The organism is Leptospira alexanderi serovar Manhao 3 str. L 60 (assembly GCF_000243815.2).
Classification (GTDB): Bacteria; Spirochaetota; Leptospiria; order Leptospirales; family Leptospiraceae; genus Leptospira; species Leptospira alexanderi.
On sequence record NZ_AHMT02000016.1, the window covers coordinates 122501 to 145426 of the forward strand.

Below are 22926 nucleotides of genomic sequence, written 5' to 3' on the forward strand. Positions count from 1 at the left end.
GCAAGTGAACAACCCCCTTCCGGATTTCTGATCACAGTCACTTTATTTGGAACGTTTTTGATGTCCTCGGCCTCGTTTATTTTCAATCAGGTGATCGAAAAGGATCGAGACGCGAAAATGAAACGAACCTCCAATCGTCCAATTCCTTCGGAAAGAATCAGCATTCCACAAGCAACATTAGTCGGCATTTCTATGATGGGATTATCCTTTTATATGCTGACCGTTTATGTAAATCTTTTGACGGCCTTATGCGCTCTCACGGCTCTGATCTCCTACGTTTTTCTTTATACGATTTTTTTAAAACCTAGAACTACCCAGAATATCGTTATCGGCGGAGTGGCCGGATGTGTGGGACCTTTGATCGGCTATGCGGCTATCGGGAACTCACTTCCAATTCAAGCATGGATTTTGTTCACAATGATTTTCTTATGGACTCCGGCACACTTTTGGGCCTTGGCAATCTTTCTTAAGGAAGATTATTCCGACGCAGATTTCCCGATGTTACCCGTCGTCAAAGGAATTAATCAAACGACAAAATCCATATTCTTTTATACGATTCTCTATTCTCTTTCTTGTGTTAGCTTTTACTTTTTAGAACCTTCGATGGGCCTCTTGTATCTCGTTATTGTACTGCTCGTTTGTATCTGGATGGGAATTCTCTCCTATCGATTGATCCAAAATCCAGAGCGTCAAGCCGCGAGAAAATTTTTTCTCTTTTCGATTTTTCATCTCTTTCTAATAAATATAACAATCGTAATCGATCATATGGTTTAGAATCTATTTCCAAAGCGTTTATGTCAGAAACTCCTATAAGAGTTTAACAACGAAAAAGGTTGTTTCAGAACCCATAAACTACACAAAGCGACGTAATCTGTGAAAACTCCTAAGTTTTGTTACGAGTTTACAGCGGACCATTGTAACTAATTTTTTCTTAAGGTTTTAAGGCAAATCTCAATGTAAGAATATTTTCTAAAGATTAGATAAAGTGTCCATGAAATCCGGCAAAATTGAAAACTTGAGACAAACTCTTCTCGAACGATCAAGTATAAAGCGAATATTGTTATATAGTTAACAAACCTATCTGATGGATGTATTAGTATTTATGATCGCCTACCGCACATAACTTTTACGATAGTTGGTATAGGTTTATCGATGAGAGCTCGATAAGAATTGACCTATTTACCGTCCTCGTTCTAATAGAAGTATTAGGAGATGAGAATGTCCGAAAAAACTAAAATTGCAATCGCACACGGAGACGGAATCGGTCCTGAAATTATGGACGCAACTCTCAAAATTCTCAATGCGGCCGGAGCAAAGATCGATCCGATCGAAATAGAAATTGGAGAAAGAGTTTATAAGGATGGACATTCTTCCGGAATTAAACCCGAGGCTTGGGACGTTCTCAGACAAACTAAAGTATTCTTGAAGGCCCCCATTACTACTCCTCAAGGCGGCGGCTACAAAAGTTTGAACGTAACCGTAAGAACCACTTTGGGACTTTTTGCCAACGTCAGGCCCTGTTTTTCTCTATATCCGTATGTGGAAACCAAACACCCTTCTCTCGACATTGTCATCATCCGTGAAAACGAGGAAGACCTTTATACCGGAATCGAACATAGACAAACCAACGATACGGTTCAATGTCTCAAACTGATTTCCCGTCCAGGCTCGGAAAAAATCATTCGTTACGCTTTCGAATACGCTAAAGCCTACGGAAGAAAAAAAGTAACAGCAATGGTAAAGGACAATATCATGAAACAAACTGACGGTTTGTTTCATGATATCTTCAAGGAAATTGCACAAGAATATCCCGAACTCGAAGCAAATTCACAGATCATTGACATCGGTGCCGCAAATCTTGCGGATAGACCGCAAAACTTTGATGTTGTCGTAACTTTGAACTTGTACGGAGACATCATTTCCGATATCGTCGCGCAAATTGCGGGATCGGTTGGAATGGCTGGTTCTTCCAATATCGGTGAAATCGTTTCTATGTTCGAAGCGATTCACGGCTCTGCCCCCGATATTGCGGGGAAAAATCTCGCAAATCCATCCGGCTTACTCAATGCCGCAGTGATGATGCTTGTTCATATAGGACAACCCGATATCGCGGCAAAAATCAACAACGCTTGGCTTCTCACAATCGAAGAGGGAATTCACACCGGAGATATTTTTAAACCCGGCGTAAGTAGAATCAAAGTCGGAACTAAGGAATTTGCTGATGCGGTAATCGGAAATTTGGGTCATCTTCCCGAAAAATTCAAACCCGTTTCTTTCGGCAAGGCAAAGAAAATTACAATTCCAGAATATAATAGAATTGTTGAAAAGAAAGATCTGGTCGGAGTCGATATTTTTCTAGATTGGATCGGCAACGATCCGAACGAACTTGCAAACAAACTTAAATCTCTTTCAAACGATCTAATGTTAAAAATCATTACCAATCGAGGAGTAAAAGTTTATCCCGAGGGACAACCTGAAACGTTTTTAATCGACCATTGGAGATGTAGATTCGTGAGCAAGAACGCCCTGATTAAACAGGAAGATCCTTCGTATCATCCGATCTCTCACAAACAAATTGCGGAACTTCTCTTAAAACTGGACTCAGCTGGTTTTGATACCATAAAAACGGAAAACTTATATTATTTTAACGGAAAAAGGGCATTTTCTTTGGGGCAGGGAGAATGAATAAAAAACCGCAATTACATGTCCAATCGTAAAAGCCAATTGAGCTCTTACGAATTATTTTCCCGATAAAATGAAAGCAATCTTAGTAAATTCAATAAGTTTAATACTCTTATTTTTAACAAATAAACTCTATTCCCAAAAAGATATCGGCTGAAATGGAAAGCAACGATCGACTTATTATAAAATAACGTGAGTTCGATATAACAAAATGCGAAAGCGATTATATGTTTCGACCCGTAGGGAGAAACATTGAGTTAAAATCCGATGAAATATTTGACGAATTTCACGACGGAACCCGTATTTTGAAATTCAATCCGATAACTTACACAAGCTCGCTATAAAGTTTTTGAATATGATCTTGCGTGAGAGGTTTGGAAAGATAACCCTTGACTTCGGGAAAAGAATTCGCTTTCAATATATCTCTTTCATCCACGGAAGAACTTACCATAAAAATGGTTATTTTTTTTGCCAAGGCTCCTTGGATTTTTTTGAATTCGTCTAGAAATTGCCAACCATCCATAAAAGGCATATTGATATCCAACAAGATTGCATCAGGGAGTTCTTCCCGATCGGAACTCAATGTTTGAAGTTCCTGAAGAGCCAATTCACCATCTTGGAAATCGCGTAGTTTCGTGATCCTACCGTCTTTTTCCAAAAAACGTCTTGCGATCATGATGTAGATGGAATCATCATCGATCAACCAGAAGTTCATATTACCGCTGTTCGAAATCATTGTATTTATCGAAATTGATGAGGAAAGATGTACCTTTACCGGGAGAACTTTCAACCGTTATTTCACCCCCCAGGGATTCTATTTGATTTTTCGTCATAAATAATCCGATTCCTTGCCCTTCTTTTTCTCGGTGGAACGTTTTATTCATTTTAAAGATTTGGTGACCGTATTTTCGGAGATCGATTCCTAAACCATTATCGCGAACTATTAAAAAGATTTTTTTGTCTTTTATATATGAGACGAAAGAAATCTCCGACTTTCTATTAGGATCGGAATATTTTAAAGCATTGCTCAATAAATTCAATAATATACTTTCCAGATATACCTTTGAATAAAGAATTTCCGGGGCCGCGGTAAAGTCCGTTTGAATTTCCACACTCATCTTCTTGATCTCAGTGGAGAGAAGATTCTGAATCTTATTAAAGGCATCCTTAAAAAGAATAGGTTGTTTATCCACATTCCGATTTCTGCGAATTTTGATCACTTCCACGATATCGCTCAATGTGGTCATCAAATCTTTTACGCTCATTTCCAAAGATTGGAGAAGCTCATCTTTATCCGTACCGTATTTCTCACTCAACATGGTCGTAAGCGTAAAAATATTTCCAATTGGCGCACGTAGATTGTGGGAAACGATCTGATTGAATTCTTCCAATTGAGAATTTCTTTCTGTTAAGTGATTGCTCAACGCCTGTAGGGTTTCGTTCTTTTCGATTAAAGCAGAAAGCATGTTTTTACGATCGGTAATATCTTGGATCTGGGAGATGAAAAATAAAGGTTTCTTTTGGGAATCCCTCACAAGAGACACTATCAATAAAATCCATATCGTACTTCCGTTTTTATGGAAGTATCTTTTCTCCATTCTATAACTATCTCTTTTACCTTCTAGTGTCTCCTGTAAAAGATTTAAATCGGCGGTAAGATCATCCGGATGGGTTATATCTTGAAAGGTAAGTTTTAAAATCTCGTCCCTCGAGTAGCCGATTATATCCAAAAGACTTGAATTTACTTCTAGCCATTTTCCTTCTAAAGAAACGAGAGCCATACCGACACCCGAATAATAAAACGCATTGAAAAACTTTTCTTCCGAAAGACGAATCTCATCGAGAACCTGTTTTTTTTCCGCCTCGTCAATAATTGCATTGAGCCCTAAATATTCTCTGGAGGTACTAAAAAGAGCGATTACAGTTTCCTGATCATCCCGAATCGATTGAGTAATTGTTTGCAACCAAACATATTTTCCGTCTTTTCTGAGAAACTGATATTCGACGTGTTCGATTTCTCTTCCTTTTAAAATCGGCTGGTGAGAATTTTCAAAAATTCTGCTCTTATCGAGAGGGCTAAAATAATCGTAGGGGTTTTTGCCGATTAATTCTTCTGGCTGATAACCTAAAATAGAAGTTACCGAAGGACTGACATAAAGAAAGATTCCATCCGGATCATGAAAACTAATCAACTCAGGACTTCTTTCGATTAGAAATTTATAAAAATCAGCCGATTGAAAATCGAATTCGCTCAAAGTACGCACCTTTGGTTTTCCTTAAAATAGGTCCTATTTTGGAAAAGACAATCCATTACGAAATTGAAACGTAGATTTTTACGTTTTTGTTCGCGTCCAAACCGCAAGCCTTTAATACAAACCGACCTACTTATATTGACCTTTTTATTCGTAGAAACCCGTAGATGAATAGACAGTTTTTTTTAAGGATTTTAATCGAAGAATTTGTTGGATGAAGGTAAGAAGAAAGAAATTGTGAAGATTAGAAACTTTCCAAAAGTTTAAGGATAAACCACCGAGGCTGAAATAAAACCCGACAAATTTTTAAACTTATTCTCCGTCGTCCCCCAGAGCTTCAACAGGACAAATTTCCATCGCTTTTCTTGCCGCAATTTCCTCTTCAGGAGAAGTAGGTTGTCTGTGGAAATAAACTTTCGATTCGTCGTCGGTGTATTTGAGAAGCATAGGAGCTTCTTCCAAACAGTCGTTACAAGGAACACAGCTATTATCGATGTAGTATTTTCCAGGCGCGTTCTGTTTGACTTTGTCGTTTTTATCAGCCATGCTTGACAAAGTTTATCGAACGATTGTTGCGTCAACCACTTTTCAGAATTGACACCCGTTTCGATTCAGGGATATTCACCGAAGTTATGAACTTATGGACGGAAAAAATATCGAGACGAAAATTATTCGGTTTCGGCCTTGGAGGATTACTAAGCATCGGAGTCGGAACTTTCTTTTTTTGTCGGTTTAAAAGTCAATCCTTACCCAAAACCTTATTCTTTTCCATATCCGAAGTTGAATTTTTATCAGCTTACTCTCAAACCCTTTTGCCTCAAGAACCAGGCTTTCCCGATATCGAAAAAGCGGAAGTAATCCGCAGATTGGACGAAGAATTTTTTTTTGTGGACCCAGGCGTCTCTGATGATTTCAGATCTCTCATTCTTATTTTAGAATATCTTCCTCTGGTTAAAGGTTATTGGGGTCGTTTTTCCAGATTAAGCGAAGAAAATCGAAAGAATTTTCTACTTTCCCAAGAAACAACCGAATCTGATACGATCCGAGCCGCATTAACAAATCTTAAATTACCCATTTACTTGGTTTATTATGGACACGAATCTTCTTTCAAAGCGATTTCGTATGACGGACCTTTCGGAAACCCTCCCGAAAAATTAAGCGAATCCAGAATCTATTATAAAAAAATCCTGGGGGAGTCATGAGTGGTCGCGTTTACGAATGGAAAAATCTGGGAAATTCCAAAACCGTAAAGGCGGACGTAGTTATCATAGGAACTGGGTGCGGCGGTTCTACGCTCGCTTACGAACTTTCCAAAAACGGCAAAAAAGTAATTCTTATAGAAGAAGGTGGTTACTATCATACGGGAACTTTCGACAACCACGAACTCAACATGGCCGGAAAAATTTCTGCGGAAAGAAATATGGCCACCGACACTACCGGAACGATCAATCTTGTTTATGGAAAAAACGTAGGCGGAGCTTCGGTTCATTATTGGGCTGATAGTTATAAAACTCCGGAAGACAGGCTTGATCTTTGGAAAAAAGAATACGGAATTTACGGTCATTCATCCGAAGATCTAAGTTCTCATTGGAAAGAGTTGGACGAGATCTTAAACGTTCATCCTGCTAAAGAAGAATATTATAATAAAATGAATCAGCTTGTGAGAAAAGCCTGTCAGTCTCTCGGCTGGAAAGGTAACCCGGTTCCGCAAGCAAGAAAGAACTGTCAGAAATCCGGTCACTGTATGCAGGGTTGCATGTATGGAGCCAAACAAAGCCAGTTGGTGACTCACATTCCTAAGGCGATGGCTTTAGGAACCGACATCTACGCGGACTGTAAGGCGATTCGTTTGGAACTCAAAGGTGACAAGGTGGAATTTTTAGAAGCGGTTATGATTGACCGACCTTCCGGAAAAGAATCCGGAATTACGTTAAGATTCGAAGCATCCGTTTTTGCGATTGCGGCCGGCGGTTTCGGAAGTTCCACATTCTTGCTGAAAAACGGATGGAAGAAAAAACTTCCCGCTCTTGGGGAATATCTTGCGATCAATCCGTCTCCGTTCGTACATGCGTTTTATGAAGAACCGATCGTTCAGTGGAGAAATATTCCTTCCGCATTCGGCGTGGAAGAATTTCGTTTAACCCGTTTTAAAGAAAACGGAAGTTATATCGAAGGCGGATTTTTAATCATGGCTAATCAACTTCAACCCGGAAGTCTCGCTGCGTTGATCCCCGGCTTCGGAGTTGAACACAGAGAAGTCATGAAACAACTTACTCATATAGGAGGTACGATCGGATGGATTGACGACGTTCCTTCGGAACTTGGAAATATTTCTGTAAGTTCCTCCGGTAAACGTACGGTTACGTATCACTTCGGAAAATTAACGAGGGAAGTTTTGAAAGACTGTATCCGCAAACAAGTTCAATTGAATTTTAGAGCCGGAGCCAAGTGGATTCTTTTACCCGATCTTAAAAGAACGAAAATTTTTTCCGAGAAAGAAATGGATAAGATTGATCGACTTGAACTCCGCCCTGCTTCGATGACAATGGCCGCCCCGCATCCGGCAGGAGGATGCAGAATGGGACAGGACCCTTCCAGATCCGTTGTGGATTGGAAGCACAAAGTTCACGGTTTGAAAAACTTATACGTTTCCGATTCCAGCGTATTTCCGACCGGAGTTTCGGTGGACCCAAGCTATACGATCATGGCGTTTAGTAAACAAGCGGCTAAATTCATTCTAGAAGATTAAGTTTTCATCTCGGAACTACTAGAATTAGGATCGGGGAAGTTATCTTTGTTATCCCATTTATAGTGGGCATTCGCTAAGTTTAGCGACCGTTAGAACAGTGTTTAACCTCGTAAGTTAAAAATCGAATCACTTCGCTTTAAAACATATTGTTTTGATACACAGAAATTGTGCGAGTTTCCACATTTCAAAAATATCATTCTAGTCGTACTTGCGCGGTTTTATGGTAAATAACTAATCATATCAATAAATTTGCATATATATACCGAATGAATAAAATTGCTTCTTGACTTTGGAAATCTAAAAATTAAAATCAAAACCGCTGATGGAAAATTTTGCCAAACCGTTTTTGATTTTAGGTTTTTTGTTTTTGTGTGCCGGCCTCTTGATTCTTTACGGAAATAAAATTCCTTTTCTAAATTATTTAGGAAAACTGCCAGGTGATATCCGCATTGAAAAGGAAAACTTTCGGTTTTATTTTCCTTTGACTACCTCGATACTAGCGAGCATCCTAATCTCTCTGATTCTTTTTTTGATTCAAAAATTCAAAAGTGGTTCTCCGTGAAAAAACCTTTTTCTTTTAGTTCCCGTTTTTCGTTTCAAGAAGGGGAAAACGAATTCGTCGCAATTTTATCCGAGTATAAAAAAAACCAAATTCTTTATTCCGATCTGACGATTTCCAACCCGACTCAAGTCGGTCTTCAATATCCGCTGGAAGCGATTCGACACAGTTTTGGAAACACTGATCTGATCACTTATCACCCCGATCCTCGAGGAAACATAGAGGCCCGAAGAAAAATTCAAGAATATTACTACTCGAAAGGAGTGAAGGTAGACCCAGACGATTTGTTTTTAACTTCCTCTTCTTCGGAAGTATATTCGTATTTGTTTAAGTTATTTTGCGACCCAGGCGATTGGATTTTGATTCCTGCACCCGGTTATCCTTTGTTCGAATTTCTTTCCGTGATGGAAGGATTGCAAACCGTCCCTTATTTCACAAAAAAAGATAATGGTTGGAAATTAAAGGAATCGGATCTGAACTCGAAGGATTTATCAAAATGCAAATTGATTTTAGTCGTTAGTCCCAACAATCCCACGGGTTCCGTGTTAAACGAATCTGATTTTTATTCCTTAAAGAATACTTTAAAAAGTTATAATATACCGTTAATCATAGACGAAGTTTTTTCGGATTACGTTTATGGGGAAGATCTCCATAAGACTTTAATGGATTCGGATACGCCAGTGATCACCGTAAACGGATTGTCTAAAATTCTGGGGCTTCCGGGAATGAAACTATCTTGGATTTTACTCAGCGGACCGGAGTTTTGGAAACAAAAGGCGAAAGAATATTTAGAACTCATATCCGATACTTATCTTTCGGTGAACACTCCCGTTCAAAACGTACTTTCCGATCTATTGCAATGGAAGAATTTAATTCAATCTCAAATTACCAAACGGATTCAAAGGAATCTTTCTTTTTTAAAACGAACTTTGGGAAATGTGAATGTTTCTAAAACAGTTCGATGCGACTTTCCGAATGCAGGTTGGTATTGCGTTTTAGAGAGCGAAAAATTTTTTCCGGAAGAGGAATTCTCACTTCGTTTATTAAAGGAAAAAAAAGTATATGTTCATCCCGGAGAAATGTTCGGTTTTCCGAACGAAAAGAACCTGGGAAGAATCGTCCTGAGTCTTTTGACAGAAACCGAACCGTTCGAGACAGGCTTAAAAGAGATCCTACAATTCTCCTGAAAGTTTCGATTTGGCTTTAATTTTCTATTTGGTTACAAGCCCGCATACGGGAACTCTCCCACGAAGCAAGAATTAGTGGTTGCTATAAAACGTAAAAAATTTTTGAGCACTTGAAATGTATTGAATGAAACACCACAGTTTCCTACAAATCCGCAATGGAAACAGCAGTTGCTCAAGAAATAACCGAAACGTACAAATAACCTGATCAGCAGCATCTTTACCAACAACTTTATGTTTTTGTTTTAATAAGATCCCCAAAGGGTTCAATTGTCTTTTTTATGATACACAAAGTTCCCTTCCCAATCTTTCGGTTTCGTTAAACCAAGACGAACAAAATCTCTCAAAAAACCTCTATATCTTCCGACGGTTTCGATTTTGTTAAACGAAGCGGGATTAAAAATTCCCCGTTTGCGAAACAATTTGAAAGGATCTTCCTTGATATCGGACCAGGTTCCCACTTCCAAGGTTAGAGGAAGCAATTTAGAATTCCAGTTCCGCGAATCCTTGTGATAATCTCTGTATTGATCGTAAAGCTTGTCCCAAAGATCACCGTGCGTCGTATAGGTTTCACTTTGAGGTCCGTATTGAAAATGAATATGACCACAATGATGTTTTAAATGTTTTTCGATTTTTTGATACAAGGATATATCCGGACAAGGGACTTTTGTAAAAGCGTAAGGCCACCAAACGTTGTCAACTGTTCCGAAACCAGAATGCAGATCCAAAACGGGAATGATCGCGTCCTTAACCGTAAAAAAAGATTCGTAAACGAGGCGAAACAACGCTTTGGATTCTGGTTCCAATCCGTTTCCGCGAAAGTAAGGCAAGTGTTTGGAAATTTTTTGTCCGCCGAAAAAAAGAAAAGGTTTTATCGCCGCAATTCCGGAATTCCTCATAAGATCAACGTGCTGGATTGGATCTTTGTTTAAGCACAAGCCCACCCGGGTTGACGATCGGTAATACAATAATTCCTAATTTACCTTTTTCTAATTCAGGAATATATCCCGTAGAATTCGGATGCAGAACGTATTCTAAAAAGTCGAGAAGAATCAAAATACCTATCGTCTCGAGTCCATGAACTCCGGCCACAATTCCGACAGGATGTTCTTTGATGCCCTTTTCCGTTCCGATTTTTAACGCATGAATCGGAAATCGAAATCCTTCCGAAGTTTTTCTGGAAAATCCGATTTGCCTGAGGGATGCAAGTTTACCCATAACCTTACCCACAAGTACTTGGATCCGAAGATAAATCTGTCGGAATTACGACAAATCCTCTGTGAAACTTACGCCCCACCCTGATTTTGGGTGGTGGGGAGAGGCGGCGGGAAAACTCGGGAGATTTTTCTCTATCAGAAAATTATACTTTTTGCAAGTAAAAAGCCTCATTCTCGTCGGAACACTTGAAAAATATCAGTTTTTGATCCTTATGATCCCAAAAACCTTCTTAATTTGTGGGTAAGGTTATGAAGTTTACCCCCCTAATTTTAAAATTTTCAGAATTTTTTTATCATATCGGTTGAGCCTTTTAAGACCGCGCAACATATTCGATTCTAATTCCGTTTGAATTGGATAGCCTGGAGTCGAATACAATCCTCGGAGAGTTTTAAAACTCCTTTTTGAATTTTTTCACAATTTCCGTCGATCACTGCTTGGAAGCAACCTCTGACTGTTTTTTTGATTGTTTCCGGATTTTCGTTTGCCAATAAGTACGCGTTCGAACTTCGAAATTTTTCGGCGCAATTTGCGGGGTTCAATCTTTCCTGAATTAATGCTTTTGAAGAATCTTTCAAATCTGTAGAAACTCCTTCCGCACAACTTGCAAGTTTTTGACAATACATGGAAGCGAGTTCAGAAGACTCCCCTCTCCATTTGTCGTCCTGAATTCCAGGTGGTAAGTTGTTTTTTTTGCAGAAAGATGAACTCAAAAAGATGAATATTCCAAAAGTATAAATTGTAAATAATAATATATTCCGTTTCATAATTTCTCCACTCAGTGTTCTGATTTTTTACGGATAAAAATTTCTATTCTTTCCCCGGACGCTTTTCCTTCTGGAGTTGCTGTGGAAGATTGTACGGGTTTATACGAACTGGAAGCTTCGATGGAAATTTTTTCCTTGGGAATCTTATAATTTTGAGACAACGAATCTGCGATCAATTCTGCACGATACGCGTTGTATTCCCAAACGTTTCTAAAACCTTTTTGGGCGGCTTCATTTCCGTAAGGAATTTGAACTTTAAGAGTGATATCCACGTCCATCGCGGAAGATAATTCAGATATTTTCTGAAATGCAAAAACCATTTCTTCGTCCGGTTGGAATCGACCTTCTCCCAAAGAGGAACCGAAAAGTACAATTTTGATCTCTTCGGTTTCTTGGATTCCAATATTGAGTTTGGCTTTTTCTTTAAGTCTCTTTAAAGTGTAACTGATTCTTTCCCAAAAACGATAAAGCTGGGTTTTAGGTTGAAGCATAGGATCGTCTTCAATTATAACCGCACTTCCTTGAAAGAAAGATTCCCCCAAACCGAAACCACCCCGGATCACATCGGCGACTTGTTTGAGCTTTACCTGATCGACTTGAGAGATCGAATACATAATGATGAATAAACCCAAAAGGAGTGTGATCATATCCGCATAAGTCAGAAGCCAACGCTCTCGGTTCTCATGAGATTCCCCCTTGCGGTGCGCTCTTTCCAGAAGTTGCCTACGAAGTCGACTCATGCTTCTTTTCGATTTTCTCCCAATAAAGTATGAATGTATTCCGTTTCTTTCTTTTTCACTTCTTCATAAAAAGAATTGAATATGTTTGCGGAAACGGGAAGAGTCGCGTTATACGCCTCTTCTACGCTTTGAAATAAGGCGGATACTCCGAAAAGAGAAGCCATAAATCGAGCTGGTTTGATTAAATAAGCGCTAATCGGCCGATGGGCCAATTCATAAAAAACTTTTAAGTTCCGTAAAACGATCTCCAACTGTCTCATTCGTTCTTTATAGTGGCCCATTTGTCCGTAGTGAAGATCATACTCTTCCCTGCTCAAACGTTTGCCGTCCCAACCCGAATCCACTAGATGTTTGGCAAAGATAGTATCCAGCTCTTCCGTAAGATTGTTGAGTTCGATTAGATACTCAATGTTCTCGCGGGAAGTTTCTTTCATCATACCTTTTACTTTTTGGTATGTATCCATTGCAAGATGAAGCCAGACTTCTCTTCCTTCTAAGTTATAGATCTTTTCAAAGAAATACTCGACCATTGGAATCGTTTCTTCCAGATGAAAATAGCTCGCGTAAAAAACCCGAAACCGTTCCACTTGTGCTCGAACAACTTCCGCTCTTGCCGCTTTTAGTTTTTTAACTGCAAGATCGCTCATTCTTGTTTAGAAACCAAATCCAATTTGTAGGAAACGAAACCTTGTTGATCGGTTTGTTTTTGAATCGATCCGAATTGATTCGGAAGATTGACGACCTCTTTTCCCATTCGTGTTGAAGAGCGAAATAAAATGCTCGGAGTACCGTCCTTATCCGGAGTTAAAGAAAATCGAATTCCGTATTTATGATTTCTTCCCCAGCTTTCTTTCGTAACTTCAATAAGAGGAAATACGGAACTGATGTATTTACCCGCTGAAGAAAATACGTTTGAACCGGGAGAATAAATTCTTTGTCCTTCTTTTGTCGTATCTATGGTTACTTTTCCACCCTCGGGAAATGAAAGGGAAAGATACGTCACGCCTGCGTAAGAACCTCGATTTTTAAACCAAAGAGTCACCTCTCCCGGAATTCCCTTTTTCCATTCTTTGGGAGCTTCTAAAGAAAGAAGAGAAGGTACCGCCACTCGCGGTATATCCGGAACCATTTCCCAGCCGTTAAAGATAAAATTCTGAGCATAACTGCGGTTAGAAGGAAAAATCGTAATGTTCTTTTCGGTTTTATTGTAATCGAAATCGGCTCGTTTGGACTTTATTAAAAATTCGTGATCTTTCAAAGACAAAAGACCGTCCAAAATCTTTTGACCTTTACGGATCGCATAAGGCACCGAAAAAAGTCCGAGAGGAGGTTCTTCGCTTAATACTTCCAAAAAAAGAGAATTAAATCCGTCTCCGGGAAGCTCTTCCATTAGAATTCTCTTAACTACGAAACCTGATTCCTTTTTCCCGGAATCGGATTCTCCGGAAAGCCAGGAAGACTTAGAGGAGTCGTAGTGAAGCGGACCGATATTCAGTAGGGAAAAGGAGAATTTCCCGAGTAAAAACCATTCTCCTTCTTTCTTTTTGAAAATTCCCAAAACCTCTTCTGTTCCGTTGCGAACCAATGAGAAAGATTCTAGCTCCTGATCCTCGTCCAAATTGCCCACTTTTTTCAATAGTACATTAGGATTCTTTTGGTCAGCGGATGAAAACAGAAGTTCGACGATCCGAGAATCGGAAGGCATTTTGGGAGAACAACCGACAGATAAAAAAATGATAAATAGAATCTGACCTAAAACGAACAAAACTCGGCATGTAGAATAAACGATTCTGAACTTCTGATGTAAGATTGTTTTGGAATGGGAAACTTGAGTTTTAACGCGGGTCGTAAACGAAACGGAAAAGATTCTTCTAAAACGAAATGAGAATGTGTTCATGGTTCGATAACAAAATTGAGGAATAAAAAAAGTCTGTCTATGATTTTCCTATATTCTTTAACTCAGATCCAAAACCTCTTTTAAAATTCGAGAATTTACTTTTCCGGTATACTCGTCTTCGTATCTTCCCAGCTTCGTTGCAAATTCTTCCGAAAATCCGGCCTGAATTCTCGTTTCCGGAAAGTAATGATATCCTTTGGCCCTTCTCGGAGTAAACGGAAACTCGATCAAAGAAAGATAATAGTCCCATTCGTCTTTAGAATCGGGAATCCGTTTTTTGACATAGTGATAACCACGACGGACGTGTTTGATCTCGTCTTCGTAAACCTTTTTCATAATATTGGCTTTTTCCAAATCTTTGAAACGTTCGAAAGCCATTGTGTAAATCTTTGAAAAATCAAGATTAGCTCCCTCAAAAGAGATCGCCATGATCGCGTAAAACTTTTCGAGGGTTTGCATTCTCGGAACCTGTTTCCAAAAAATGGAATTGAGAGGCCGATCTCCCAGTTCCATTCCGCCCTTTTTCATTTCGGAAAGATACATTCTTAGGTGAGTCTGCTCTTCCAAAAGAGTTCTATACAAACCGAATCGGACAGAAGACGCCGCATCTTGAAACTTAAGAATGGCCCAGGCAAAAAGTTCGATCGCCATCAATTCGTGATTCGCAAAATGATGCAGAGTGATAAAACGATTCTCTTCCTTGAATAACTGCTCCAGTCTTGGAATTTTACTCTTTTGTTCGGAGGTCCGAATTTTTTTTCCCGAACCGGTAAGGAAGGTATATTCAAAAAATTGAAAGAACGAACGTCGATCGGTGGAAGGGAGGGTGAAAACAACTTATCTTCAAGACTGGAACCGAGAAGCACATTTCTCGCGAACTCATTTAAGGTCATGTTTTATACGAGATGTTTGGAAGAATCAAAACCAAGTTCGATGATGGATCCTTGGATGTTTCTCTCATCAGGGTCAGACGAGATTTGCCCCTCTCCACAATGATACGTGATTTTGAAAGTATCCATCAACGACTGAATGATCTGAAGTCCTCTTCCTACATTCCGATGTGGGATTCGAACTCCCTTCAGAGGAAGGGTTTCGCGTTTTTTTTCCTGGTGTTGTTTGACGCGGTTTAAATATTCATCGAGGTTGGTTACCCGAATGTCTACGGGAAAAGATTCCAGTTTTGGGGATTTGAGTCCGGAACCGTAATCCATGATCCACATTGTAAACTTATGATCCTTGATCTTCCAACGGCAGATGATCATTTCTTTAGAACCCGATATGACATTAGCCGAAATCGAATTTGTAAGCGCTTCGTCCGCTGCCAATTCGATATCAATGACGGCTTTGTTTGAAAAAGAATTTTCTAAAAGGGAACTTTTCAAAGCCGACCGGAGTTCTCTGATACTAGTTAAATCACTGGAAAGAAACATAACGTAAGAACCTTCATTATGTTTCACTAGCAATAATTTCTTGGAATCCTTCATCTCTGTTCCCGTGTACGTCTCCACGATTAACAACTTAAAAGTGGACGATTTGAACGAAATATATCGGATTTTTCAAGTCGACAACGGAATTCCCGCTTCTTTGGCGGTTTTTTCAATTCTCTGAAGGAGCTTTTCTTTCCCCAAAAGAGGGAATAAAATCGGTAACTCCAACCCAGCCGATTTTCCGGTAGTCGCCGCTCGGATCGGCATATAGAGAGTTTTTCCTTTTTGCCCGGTAACTTCTCCGACTTTGGACATTAGATCCTTATAATTCTCATCGGTCTTCGGATTGGAATCCTTCAGTATTTCGTAAAACTCCTTGATTACTTTGGCGCCATCCCCGTCTTTCAAAAATCCTGCCGTCTCTTCCGATTGGATCTTTAGGTCGGTAACGAAAAATTCCGCGATGTAGTCCGGAGCTTGAGTGAGATTGTCCAGATATACTCTTATAGATTCGATTATGGAAGTAAGCACGGGGCTATTTATATTTTTCACCTCCTCAGGAATATCCTTTCTATCTTTCAGGAACGGTAATAAATTTTCTAATACTTTGGATATTTTCAAATCTCTGATCGTTCGATTCGATAACCAATTGAGTTTTGATTTCGGGTTCATTGCTTCCGCAATTTGAGTTAAGTCCGAAAAGTTTGTTACGACTTCTTCTTCTCCACCTTTTGGTTTTTTGAATACATCAAATGTGGAGGGAGATTTGGAGCAACGATGCACATCGAAAATTTTTTCGAGTTCGTCTTCAGGAAGAAATTCTCTCCCGTCGGAGGAAGTCCATCCGAGAAGAGCCATGTAATTTCGAAACGTTTCCGGAAGATATCCTAAATCTCTAAACGCGAGAATCGAAGTCGCACCCGCGCGTTTGGAAAGTTTTTTTCCGTCCATTCCTACAATTTCGGATGCATGTGCGAACTCGGGAACTTCATAACCCAAAGCTTCGTACAATAAGATCTGTCTAGGAGTGTTGGAAAGATGACCTACTCCGCGAATCACATGCGTAATCTTCATAAGAGCGTCGTCAACTACAACCGCGTAGTTGTAAGAGGGAAACCCGTCCGACTTAACGATGATAAAATCTCCGACCAACTTGGTTTCGAATTTCACTTTTCCTTGAATGATGTCGTCGACGATGAGAGTTTTAGAAGGGGTTTTGAATCGAATCGAATGCGGAACTCCTTGTTTGAGTTTTTCCTCCACTTCCTCGTCGGACATGTTTGCGTGTAATCCGTCGTAGACGTAAGGAACTCCCATCGCTTCAGCTTGTTTCTTTTTTGCCTCTAACTCTTCCTGTGTACAAAAACAACGATAGGCTTTTTTTTCTTTCAGAAGTTTTTCCGTATATTCTTTATAGATGCCTAGACGTTGGCTCTGAATATAAGGGCCGTATTCCCCTCCTATCTCCGGCCCCTCGTCCCAATTGACTCCCAACCATTTCAAAGATTCTAATATGATTTTAAAAGAATCTTCGGTGGATCTATTTTGATCCGTGTCTTCGATTCTTAAAATAAATTTACCACCTTGGGATTTTGCGTATAAATAATTAAAAAGGGCGGTCCTCGCTCCGCCTACGTGTAAAAATCCGCTGGGAGACGGCGCAAACCGGGTACGAACTTCTCTATTTTGATTCATGGGAATTGGTTTTTCTCGTTAGAAATTCTTATGATAGGATAATTTTTGAAATTAGCCGTTGTGGTAAATGGTTTATTTACGGTAAGATCGTAAAATGAAACGGATTTTTTGACTTCATTCTCTTTCAGAGTCATCAAATCGATTTCGGAAGGAAAATCTAAACAGTAATATTCCGTAGAAACTTCTGTTTTTCGAAGTGGAAGAATTGGAATCATCCCGGTCAACCTGATCGCCGGAGGATACTCGAGCGAATCGTAATCGTAATCTCTGGAAGAAGTTGTGGTTCCGTTTGCAGAAATAAATTCGGTCTGCATGACTTTAAAAAGGATTCCTCTTGGGCTATGTTTCCATTTAAGCGTTCCGATTCCGGGAACAATTCTAATTTCTTCGGCTTCTCTCAGTCTTCCTTCGTCGCTGAGGACAAATTCTTTTCTTACATCATTGAGAACTTCCTTTCTCGGTTCCAGAGTGGAACTTTCGGATTTGTTTGAAGAAGTTTCAAGACGTTTGATTACGAGGGCGGGAGAAAATTCGATTTTTCGATTATCGTCTGGATTTCGCGTCGTTGTTCCTTTCCATTCCGAAACCTCTAAGAGAATTTTTCCCGATTGTTCACTCTTTCGGGACAATTCCAGATATTTTAAATTTCCTTGAATCATCTCGTTCTTTCCGAATTGAGATCTCAAAATGACGTAACGAGCTTGAAAACTGGACGGTTCGTAGTATAACGAAACAAATGGAGAGACCGTAAAGAAAATTTGCGAGGCGTAATTTTCGGAAAGGGATTTTGAATCCCTCCATAAAATTTCCTGGATATTTCCGCATTGAAACAAAAAGAAAAAAACGTGTATGATAAGAATATGGATATTAAAAATCCCGGATCGAATCGGAATCGGCTGCAAAATTCTGAATACGGTTTTCATTGTATTGTAAATCTTGATTTTTCAAAAAATCTGCAAGGAAAAACTCAAAAGTAAAACTTTCTTTACAAAAACCGAGGGTCTGCTAATGCAAAAGCGAATTGTTCAAATATTCGCTCCGAAAATACTGTAATTAAATCCGGTCAATTTTTTACAGTTGACAGGATAGTCTTCTAGAATTTCGTTGGCCAAAACCGTATGAAGAATTCCAATCCACCAAAATTAAAGGACTCGTTCCCCAAACGTCCTTTTGAAGATCAAGTTAATGACGATCAGAGAAAATATTCGCGTTATGTATGCGATTCTCGGGCGATTCCGCACGAAATCGACGGCCTGAAACCCGTTCAGAGAAGAATTCTTTGGGCGATGTGGAACTCCGACGCAAGAAACCGTTATACGAAAACCGTAAAAGTTGCCGGTCTTGCAATGGGATATCATCCTCACGGGGATAAATCGATCCAAGACGCACTTTCGCAAATGGCCCAGGATTTTACCTTCGCCAATAATATTCCGCTCGTTTCCGGAGAAGGGACTTTCGGTGACGTTTTGGATCCGAGCGCGATCGCTTCTCCCCGCTATACGGAAGTAAAATTATCCGACTTTGTAAAAGATTTGGGATTCTTTGAAAGTTTGCCGGATATCGATTATGTTAAGAATTATGACGAGACAGAAGACGAACCGATTCATTTTGTAGGAAAAGTTCCGATCGTCCTTCTTAACAATATCCAAGGGATTGCGACCGGATTTCGTTGTTTTATTCCGGGTCATAGACTTGCGGACATCGTCAAGTCTCAGGTCAATTATCTCAAAACCAAAAAACCTCTTCCTTTAAAACCTTGGTACAAAGATTTCAATGGCGAAGTGAAAATGGCGGAAACCGAAACCGGCAATATCACTATGTCCACGACGTTCGCATTCAAGTGGGAAGGTGACACTCTTTATCTCACCGACTCTCCGATGAATTGGAACCGCGAGAAGGTCATTTCTTTGCTCGATGATATTTTGGAGAGAAAAGATTCCTGGTTAAAGGAATACGTGGATTATTCCAGCCAGACTTTTAGAATCGAACTTCAATACAAAAAGGGTGAAAAGCCAAGCCAAAAAGAAATCATGGCTCTCTTCAATAAGGAAGATATTCAAACTCTTGCGATGAACGTTATTACGTATGACGGTAAACTGAAGAACTTCAAACCGGAAGAAATCATCAAACGTTTTTGCGACTTCCGTAAAACCCACCTCATCCGTAGATTCAAACGTTTATCCGGTTTGGAAGAAGAAAAGATTGAAAGAAACTCGGAATTGATCCGTTTTATTAAAGAGAAATGGAACGAAAAAGTAATCGGAATCAAATCCAAAAAGGACTTCGAGGACAAACTCAAGGCTTCTAAATTTAAGTACTTCGAGTGGTTGTCCACAATTCCGGTCTACAGAATGACCATTGAAGAAGTTAAAAAATGCGAAGAAGCGATCGTAGAAGCCAAAACGACCCTGGCTCGTTATCAAGGTTTGGTCAAAGAGGATAAAAAACTGACCGAGTTTATGATCATTGAGTTAGAAGAACTTCAAAATAAATGGGATAAAGTATGAGCGCTGACAAAACCAAAATAAAAGAAAAATCATCCCAAGAAAGAAATTTTAAAAAGTTATCCAATGTAGAACACGTTCGAATGAGAACCGGTATGTGGTTAGGACAAAATTCCGCTTCCACATTCGAACAACATTTTTTTCGTAAAAACAACGAAGGAAAATACGAGATCGTTCACGAAGAGCTTGAGGATGTTCCGGCAAAACTGAAATGTCTGGACGAAGCTTGCATGAACGCAGTGGACGAATATCGTAAAAATCAAAAGGATAAAACAATTCCTGAAAAGGACAAAATGTCCAAATTAATCGTTCAACTTTCCTCCGATCGTAAATGTGTGACGATCGCAGATAACGGACGAGGAATTCCCGCAGCAAACGCTGAAGGTGTTTATCTCCATTTGATGTATGGGGAGAATTTCGACGATCACGTAAAACAAGATCATGTTGCGGGTCAAAACGGCGTGGGTATCTCCCTTGTGAGAATGGTCTCCAACTACTTCAAAGTAAAAACCGTAAACAACGGAAGTTCTTTTAAGAAATTGTTTACCGTTCACGACGACGTAAAAAAACAAATTCGTTCCTACAAACTTTCCAAAGAGGATACCGATCGCGTGTTTCTCTATTTCGACGAACACGGAAAGTTCACCGACTGTAACCTTCTTACTAAGGATCAAATCGACAAACTCAATCCTTTATTAAAGAAAACGAATATGCAGGAATTAATCGAAAAAGCTTCCAAGGAAGACCACGGAACTTCGGTCGAGTTCGAACTCAATCCTAAATACTTCAACAACCTGGATATTTCGTTTAACGTGGATCTGATGAAACAGTATCTGCAAGATATCGCAATGACGAATCCGGGTTTGGAAGTTCAGTTCGTTTTTAAAGGTAAAAAAGAGAAGTATAAATTCAAGAAGGGTCTGGATGAAATTTTTTCCCACTCGGATCTTGTTTATTACAAAATGGATTATGCCGCACCGGGTTCCGCTTCCCAACTTCATTTGGAAACTTATCTGGTAATCGGGCAAAACAAAAATCTCACTTGGGTAAATTCCATCTTTGCACCGCAAGGCGGTTCCGCGATCGAATATCTGGAAAACAGAATCTGCGACGAGGTTCGTAAAAAAAGCCAGATCGTGGCTCTTGAGAAAAAACTCAAAACCAGTTCCACTCGTAACGACGTTAGAAACTGCTTTCACATGTATGTGAATGCAAGGCTCTTAAATCCTCGCTTTAAATCTCAGGACAAATCTTATCTCATAAACGATCTGAATGAAGATATCCGCAACGCCGTGGATAAACATCTTGAAAAGTTTATCAAAAAGACGGGACTTCTGGAAGAGATCAAACTTCAGATGGAAAAACGAACTCAACTCAAGGCCTTTGAAGACGCTCAAAAAGGTCTTAAAAAAGCGAGCCGCATGAACATTCCAAAACTCATGCCTCCGACCGGAAAACCGGGAGATCCGGGAAGGGTGTTGTTTGTTGCGGAAGGGGATTCCGCAATCGCAGGTCTTCGTCCTGCAAGAAACCCGAAGTTGCATGGCTTATTCCCTCTAAGAGGAAAGCCGTTGAACTGTAAAGGTTTAAGCATCGCTAAAGCGATCGCAAACGAAGAATTGAAAAATATCGTCGCGATCGTCGGTCTACCATTGGATCAGAAAGTAAAATCCGTAGACGAATTAAACTACGATAAGGTCAGCATCATTACCGATGCGGACTTTGACGGATATGCGATCCGATCCTTGATGCTTTCCTTCTTTTACGAATACTGGCCCGAACTTTTTGAGCTTGGTTTTATTCATATTTCCAGCGCTCCTCTTTACGAAGTGGACGTAAAATTCGGAGATAAGAAGAAAGAAACCGTGTTCTGCATCGATGATAAGGATTACGAAGATCTAATCAAGCGTGTGGAAAAAAACGGCGGAGAAATTACCCGCAAAAAACGAAATAAAGGACTCGGAGAAACCGGTAAGGAAGCGATGAAGTTTGCGGTCGACGAATGTATGACCAAGATCACGATCGGAAATAAAAAAGACGCTTCTAAAATTCAGAACCTCTGGTTCCATAAGGACTTTGCGGAACAAAGAAGAGACGCGATCTCCGAATACGCGATGAGTGTGATCGAAGACTGAGAGCTATCATCGACCCTGGGGACTTCAAGTCCCCTTCTCTATCAAAAAATTTTGTAAATTCAAGAACTTATCAAAAAAGCAATTTTTTATTTTAGAATATTATGCTTTTGAATAAGAGACTCGTCCTAAAACATAATATTCCGGAAAGACAATCGATTTAAAATGGAACAGTTCTCATTTCTTTTTAACAGGCCAAGATTTTAAGGAAAAGGGGCCGTGGAAACTGCCCAGAGTGGATTGGGATTGAATTCTATCCTTCGAGTAATCTCGTTTTTGACGAGATTGAGGTGCCAGTACTAGTGGATAGGAATTAGTGAATAGTGGTTTAGGACTTTACATACTAGGAATCAGTGAATAGGAGCCAGATGTCAGGGTATTTTTTCTGTAATACGGAAGTTCCTACGTTTTAGGGATCAGATGTTTTTTTGTAATTCAGGAGATCCTACTTTTACAGAAGAATTCCTATCCACTAAAATGGACATCCCACATTCAAAGCTTTATCAATAGAATCACCGACCTTCGAATCTTCCAACCAGAGAAGATAGTTTACCATAAAACATCTGGAAACACCGTGAGTTGCCGAAAGCACACCGAGAAGAACCCAAGTTTTAGAATCGATTCTCATATTCACCCGAACCATCCCTTGACTTTTTTGATACAATGTTTTCCCGGCTTTGCGGTTGATCCTTCTTTTCGATAACATGAACTTTTGGTATCTCTTGAGAAGAGGCAGAATCCGTTTCGGAAGCGCTTTTCTTTGTTCGACAGTTAAAGTGTTCCAATACGATTTTGGAAAAAGAATGGTCTCTACTCCCATTCTGGATTCAACTAAAGCAGATTGGATTTTTTGATCCGTATTTAAAAAGATTTTCCCCATACTCAAACCGGTTCTTTCCAATTGCAGAAAAAACCATTGAAACGAAAAAAAGTTAGGAATCTTGTCAAAAGTTGGCGGAACGAAAAAAGTAGGATCTCCCACTTCGATTTACAGACATAAAGTCCTAACTACTATTTGATCGTCCCTGAAAAAAACTGAAATGCCGTATAACATGAATCAAAAGCTATTGCCATGGAAAGTGTAAATATTCTTTGAAACACCACAAGCCAAAATACTGTGAGA

18 protein-coding genes and 4 pseudogenes (1 of these 22 running past the window's edge) are annotated in these 22926 nt (G+C 39.6%); 8 read left to right on the top strand and 14 right to left on the bottom strand.

Features of this window, described 5'->3' with window-relative positions; all coding sequences use genetic code 11:
• Together cyoE and LEP1GSC062_RS05500 are read left to right on the top strand one after the other, a co-directional pair.
• On the top strand, window positions 1–774 hold the 3' portion of the coding sequence (cyoE, locus tag LEP1GSC062_RS05495; RefSeq protein WP_039931630.1) for a heme o synthase. Its footprint begins 114 nt before the window's first position; only the last 774 of its 888 coding nucleotides appear in the window; its start codon lies beyond the left edge, outside the window; its stop codon occupies window positions 772–774.
• A 444-nt stretch (window positions 775–1218) separates the two neighbouring features.
• Window positions 1219–2685 carry an NADP-dependent isocitrate dehydrogenase gene (locus LEP1GSC062_RS05500; RefSeq protein WP_010577232.1) on the top strand — a complete coding sequence of 489 codons (1467 nt, stop codon included), beginning with the start codon at window positions 1219–1221 and terminating at the stop codon, window positions 2683–2685.
• A gap of 322 nt (window positions 2686–3007) precedes the next feature.
• On the opposite strand, the gene LEP1GSC062_RS05505 is transcribed toward LEP1GSC062_RS05500, so the two are convergent.
• From LEP1GSC062_RS05505 to LEP1GSC062_RS05515, 3 genes are all read right to left on the bottom strand, one after another.
• A complete protein-coding gene (locus LEP1GSC062_RS05505) occupies window positions 3008–3397 on the bottom strand; it encodes a response regulator (RefSeq protein WP_039941264.1) in 390 nt (129 codons plus the stop codon).
• A 1-nt stretch (window position 3398) separates the two neighbouring features.
• Window positions 3399–4937: a sensor histidine kinase gene (locus LEP1GSC062_RS05510; RefSeq protein ID WP_010577233.1), complete on the bottom strand. Its 1539-nt coding sequence runs from the start codon at window positions 4935–4937 to the stop codon at window positions 3399–3401.
• Window positions 4938–5246: 309 nt separating this feature from the next.
• On the bottom strand, window positions 5247–5480 hold the full coding sequence (locus tag LEP1GSC062_RS05515; RefSeq protein ID WP_010577234.1) for a ferredoxin: 234 nt from the start codon (window positions 5478–5480) through the stop codon (window positions 5247–5249).
• 86 nt (window positions 5481–5566) lie between these two features.
• Here LEP1GSC062_RS05515 and LEP1GSC062_RS05520 point away from each other — a divergent pair, with 86 nt between their 5' ends.
• From LEP1GSC062_RS05520 to LEP1GSC062_RS05535, 4 genes are all read left to right on the top strand, one after another.
• On the top strand, window positions 5567–6136 hold the full coding sequence (locus tag LEP1GSC062_RS05520) for a hypothetical protein (RefSeq protein ID WP_020983615.1): 570 nt from the start codon (window positions 5567–5569) through the stop codon (window positions 6134–6136).
• On the top strand, window positions 6133–7683 hold the full coding sequence (locus LEP1GSC062_RS05525) for an FAD-dependent oxidoreductase (RefSeq protein ID WP_010577237.1): 1551 nt from the start codon (window positions 6133–6135) through the stop codon (window positions 7681–7683). Before LEP1GSC062_RS05520 ends, LEP1GSC062_RS05525 begins: the two co-directional genes overlap by 4 nt.
• 322 nt (window positions 7684–8005) lie before the next feature.
• Window positions 8006–8245: a DUF2905 domain-containing protein gene (locus LEP1GSC062_RS05530; RefSeq protein ID WP_020983626.1), complete on the top strand. Its 240-nt coding sequence runs from the start codon at window positions 8006–8008 to the stop codon at window positions 8243–8245.
• The gene (locus LEP1GSC062_RS05535) at window positions 8242–9429 is read left to right on the top strand and encodes a pyridoxal phosphate-dependent aminotransferase (RefSeq protein WP_020983648.1); all 1188 of its coding nucleotides are present in this window, start codon (window positions 8242–8244) and stop codon (window positions 9427–9429) included. The genes LEP1GSC062_RS05530 and LEP1GSC062_RS05535 overlap by 4 nt, the downstream gene beginning before the upstream one ends.
• Window positions 9430–9692: 263 nt before the next feature.
• Here LEP1GSC062_RS05535 and LEP1GSC062_RS05540 read toward each other — a convergent pair.
• The 10 genes and pseudogenes from LEP1GSC062_RS05540 to LEP1GSC062_RS21125 form a co-directional block, all read right to left on the bottom strand.
• A pseudogene (locus tag LEP1GSC062_RS05540) lies at window positions 9693–10644 on the bottom strand (M14 family zinc carboxypeptidase).
• Between the two features lie 335 nt (window positions 10645–10979).
• Entirely contained in the window at window positions 10980–11408 is a 429-nt protein-coding gene (locus LEP1GSC062_RS05550; protein ID WP_020983613.1) for an LA_2478/LA_2722/LA_4182 family protein, read from the bottom strand.
• An 11-nt stretch (window positions 11409–11419) separates the two neighbouring features.
• Window positions 11420–12148, bottom strand: coding sequence for an OmpA/MotB family protein (locus LEP1GSC062_RS05555; protein WP_010577241.1), 729 nt, complete (start codon window positions 12146–12148; stop codon window positions 11420–11422).
• Window positions 12145–12795, bottom strand: coding sequence for an FFLEELY motif protein (locus LEP1GSC062_RS05560; protein WP_004498925.1), 651 nt, complete (start codon window positions 12793–12795; stop codon window positions 12145–12147). Before LEP1GSC062_RS05560 ends, LEP1GSC062_RS05555 begins: the two co-directional genes overlap by 4 nt.
• Window positions 12792–14045 (bottom strand): LIC13341 family surface-exposed protein, encoded by a 1254-nt coding sequence (locus LEP1GSC062_RS05565; RefSeq protein WP_010577242.1) that lies wholly within the window; start codon window positions 14043–14045, stop codon window positions 12792–12794. Before LEP1GSC062_RS05565 ends, LEP1GSC062_RS05560 begins: the two co-directional genes overlap by 4 nt.
• A 57-nt stretch (window positions 14046–14102) precedes the next feature.
• Window positions 14103–14938: pseudogene (locus LEP1GSC062_RS05570) on the bottom strand (DUF455 family protein).
• 3 nt (window positions 14939–14941) lie between these two features.
• Window positions 14942–15529, bottom strand: coding sequence for an ATP-binding protein (locus LEP1GSC062_RS05580; RefSeq protein WP_020983630.1), 588 nt, complete (start codon window positions 15527–15529; stop codon window positions 14942–14944).
• 72 nt (window positions 15530–15601) lie between these two features.
• Complete coding sequence (gltX, locus tag LEP1GSC062_RS05585) at window positions 15602–17167, bottom strand: glutamate--tRNA ligase (RefSeq protein ID WP_020983624.1); 1566 nt, start codon at window positions 17165–17167, stop codon at window positions 15602–15604.
• Window positions 17164–18090, bottom strand: a complete 927-nt coding sequence (locus LEP1GSC062_RS05590) for an LIC_13346 family putative lipoprotein (RefSeq protein ID WP_425268427.1) — start codon at window positions 18088–18090, stop codon at window positions 17164–17166. The genes gltX and LEP1GSC062_RS05590 overlap by 4 nt, the downstream gene beginning before the upstream one ends.
• A pseudogene (locus LEP1GSC062_RS21125) lies at window positions 18035–18279 on the bottom strand (hypothetical protein). The gene LEP1GSC062_RS05590 and the pseudogene LEP1GSC062_RS21125 overlap by 56 nt, the downstream one beginning before the upstream one ends.
• A 6-nt stretch (window positions 18280–18285) precedes the next feature.
• Here LEP1GSC062_RS21125 and LEP1GSC062_RS05595 point away from each other — a divergent pair.
• Both LEP1GSC062_RS05595 and LEP1GSC062_RS05600 read left to right on the top strand, forming a co-directional pair.
• On the top strand, window positions 18286–19674 hold the full coding sequence (locus LEP1GSC062_RS05595) for a DNA gyrase subunit A (protein WP_010577244.1): 1389 nt from the start codon (window positions 18286–18288) through the stop codon (window positions 19672–19674).
• Window positions 19671–21806: a toprim domain-containing protein gene (locus LEP1GSC062_RS05600; RefSeq protein ID WP_020983609.1), complete on the top strand. Its 2136-nt coding sequence runs from the start codon at window positions 19671–19673 to the stop codon at window positions 21804–21806. The genes LEP1GSC062_RS05595 and LEP1GSC062_RS05600 overlap by 4 nt, the downstream gene beginning before the upstream one ends.
• Before the next feature lie 475 nt (window positions 21807–22281).
• On the opposite strand, the pseudogene LEP1GSC062_RS05605 reads toward LEP1GSC062_RS05600, so the two are convergent.
• Window positions 22282–22683: pseudogene (locus tag LEP1GSC062_RS05605) on the bottom strand (DUF1564 domain-containing protein); the annotation flags it as partial.
• Window positions 22684–22926 lie beyond the last annotated feature (243 nt).

Coding starts and splice junctions, on each gene's coding strand:
- LEP1GSC062_RS05500 (WP_010577232.1), top strand. CDS start 1,219: ATGTCCGAAAAAACTAAAATTGCAATCGCACACGGAGACGGAATCGGT.
- LEP1GSC062_RS05505 (WP_039941264.1), bottom strand. CDS start 3,397: ATGAACTTCTGGTTGATCGATGATGATTCCATCTACATCATGATCGCA.
- LEP1GSC062_RS05515 (WP_010577234.1), bottom strand. CDS start 5,480: ATGGCTGATAAAAACGACAAAGTCAAACAGAACGCGCCTGGAAAATAC.
- LEP1GSC062_RS05520 (WP_020983615.1), top strand. CDS start 5,567: ATGAACTTATGGACGGAAAAAATATCGAGACGAAAATTATTCGGTTTC.
- LEP1GSC062_RS05525 (WP_010577237.1), top strand. CDS start 6,133: ATGAGTGGTCGCGTTTACGAATGGAAAAATCTGGGAAATTCCAAAACC.
- LEP1GSC062_RS05530 (WP_020983626.1), top strand. CDS start 8,006: ATGGAAAATTTTGCCAAACCGTTTTTGATTTTAGGTTTTTTGTTTTTG.
- LEP1GSC062_RS05550 (WP_020983613.1), bottom strand. CDS start 11,408: ATGAAACGGAATATATTATTATTTACAATTTATACTTTTGGAATATTC.
- LEP1GSC062_RS05555 (WP_010577241.1), bottom strand. CDS start 12,148: ATGAGTCGACTTCGTAGGCAACTTCTGGAAAGAGCGCACCGCAAGGGG.
- LEP1GSC062_RS05560 (WP_004498925.1), bottom strand. CDS start 12,795: ATGAGCGATCTTGCAGTTAAAAAACTAAAAGCGGCAAGAGCGGAAGTT.
- LEP1GSC062_RS05565 (WP_010577242.1), bottom strand. CDS start 14,045: ATGAACACATTCTCATTTCGTTTTAGAAGAATCTTTTCCGTTTCGTTT.
- LEP1GSC062_RS05580 (WP_020983630.1), bottom strand. CDS start 15,529: ATGAAGGATTCCAAGAAATTATTGCTAGTGAAACATAATGAAGGTTCT.
- gltX (WP_020983624.1), bottom strand. CDS start 17,167: ATGAATCAAAATAGAGAAGTTCGTACCCGGTTTGCGCCGTCTCCCAGC.
- LEP1GSC062_RS05590 (WP_425268427.1), bottom strand. CDS start 18,090: ATGAAAACCGTATTCAGAATTTTGCAGCCGATTCCGATTCGATCCGGG.
- LEP1GSC062_RS05595 (WP_010577244.1), top strand. CDS start 18,286: ATGAAGAATTCCAATCCACCAAAATTAAAGGACTCGTTCCCCAAACGT.
- LEP1GSC062_RS05600 (WP_020983609.1), top strand. CDS start 19,671: ATGAGCGCTGACAAAACCAAAATAAAAGAAAAATCATCCCAAGAAAGA.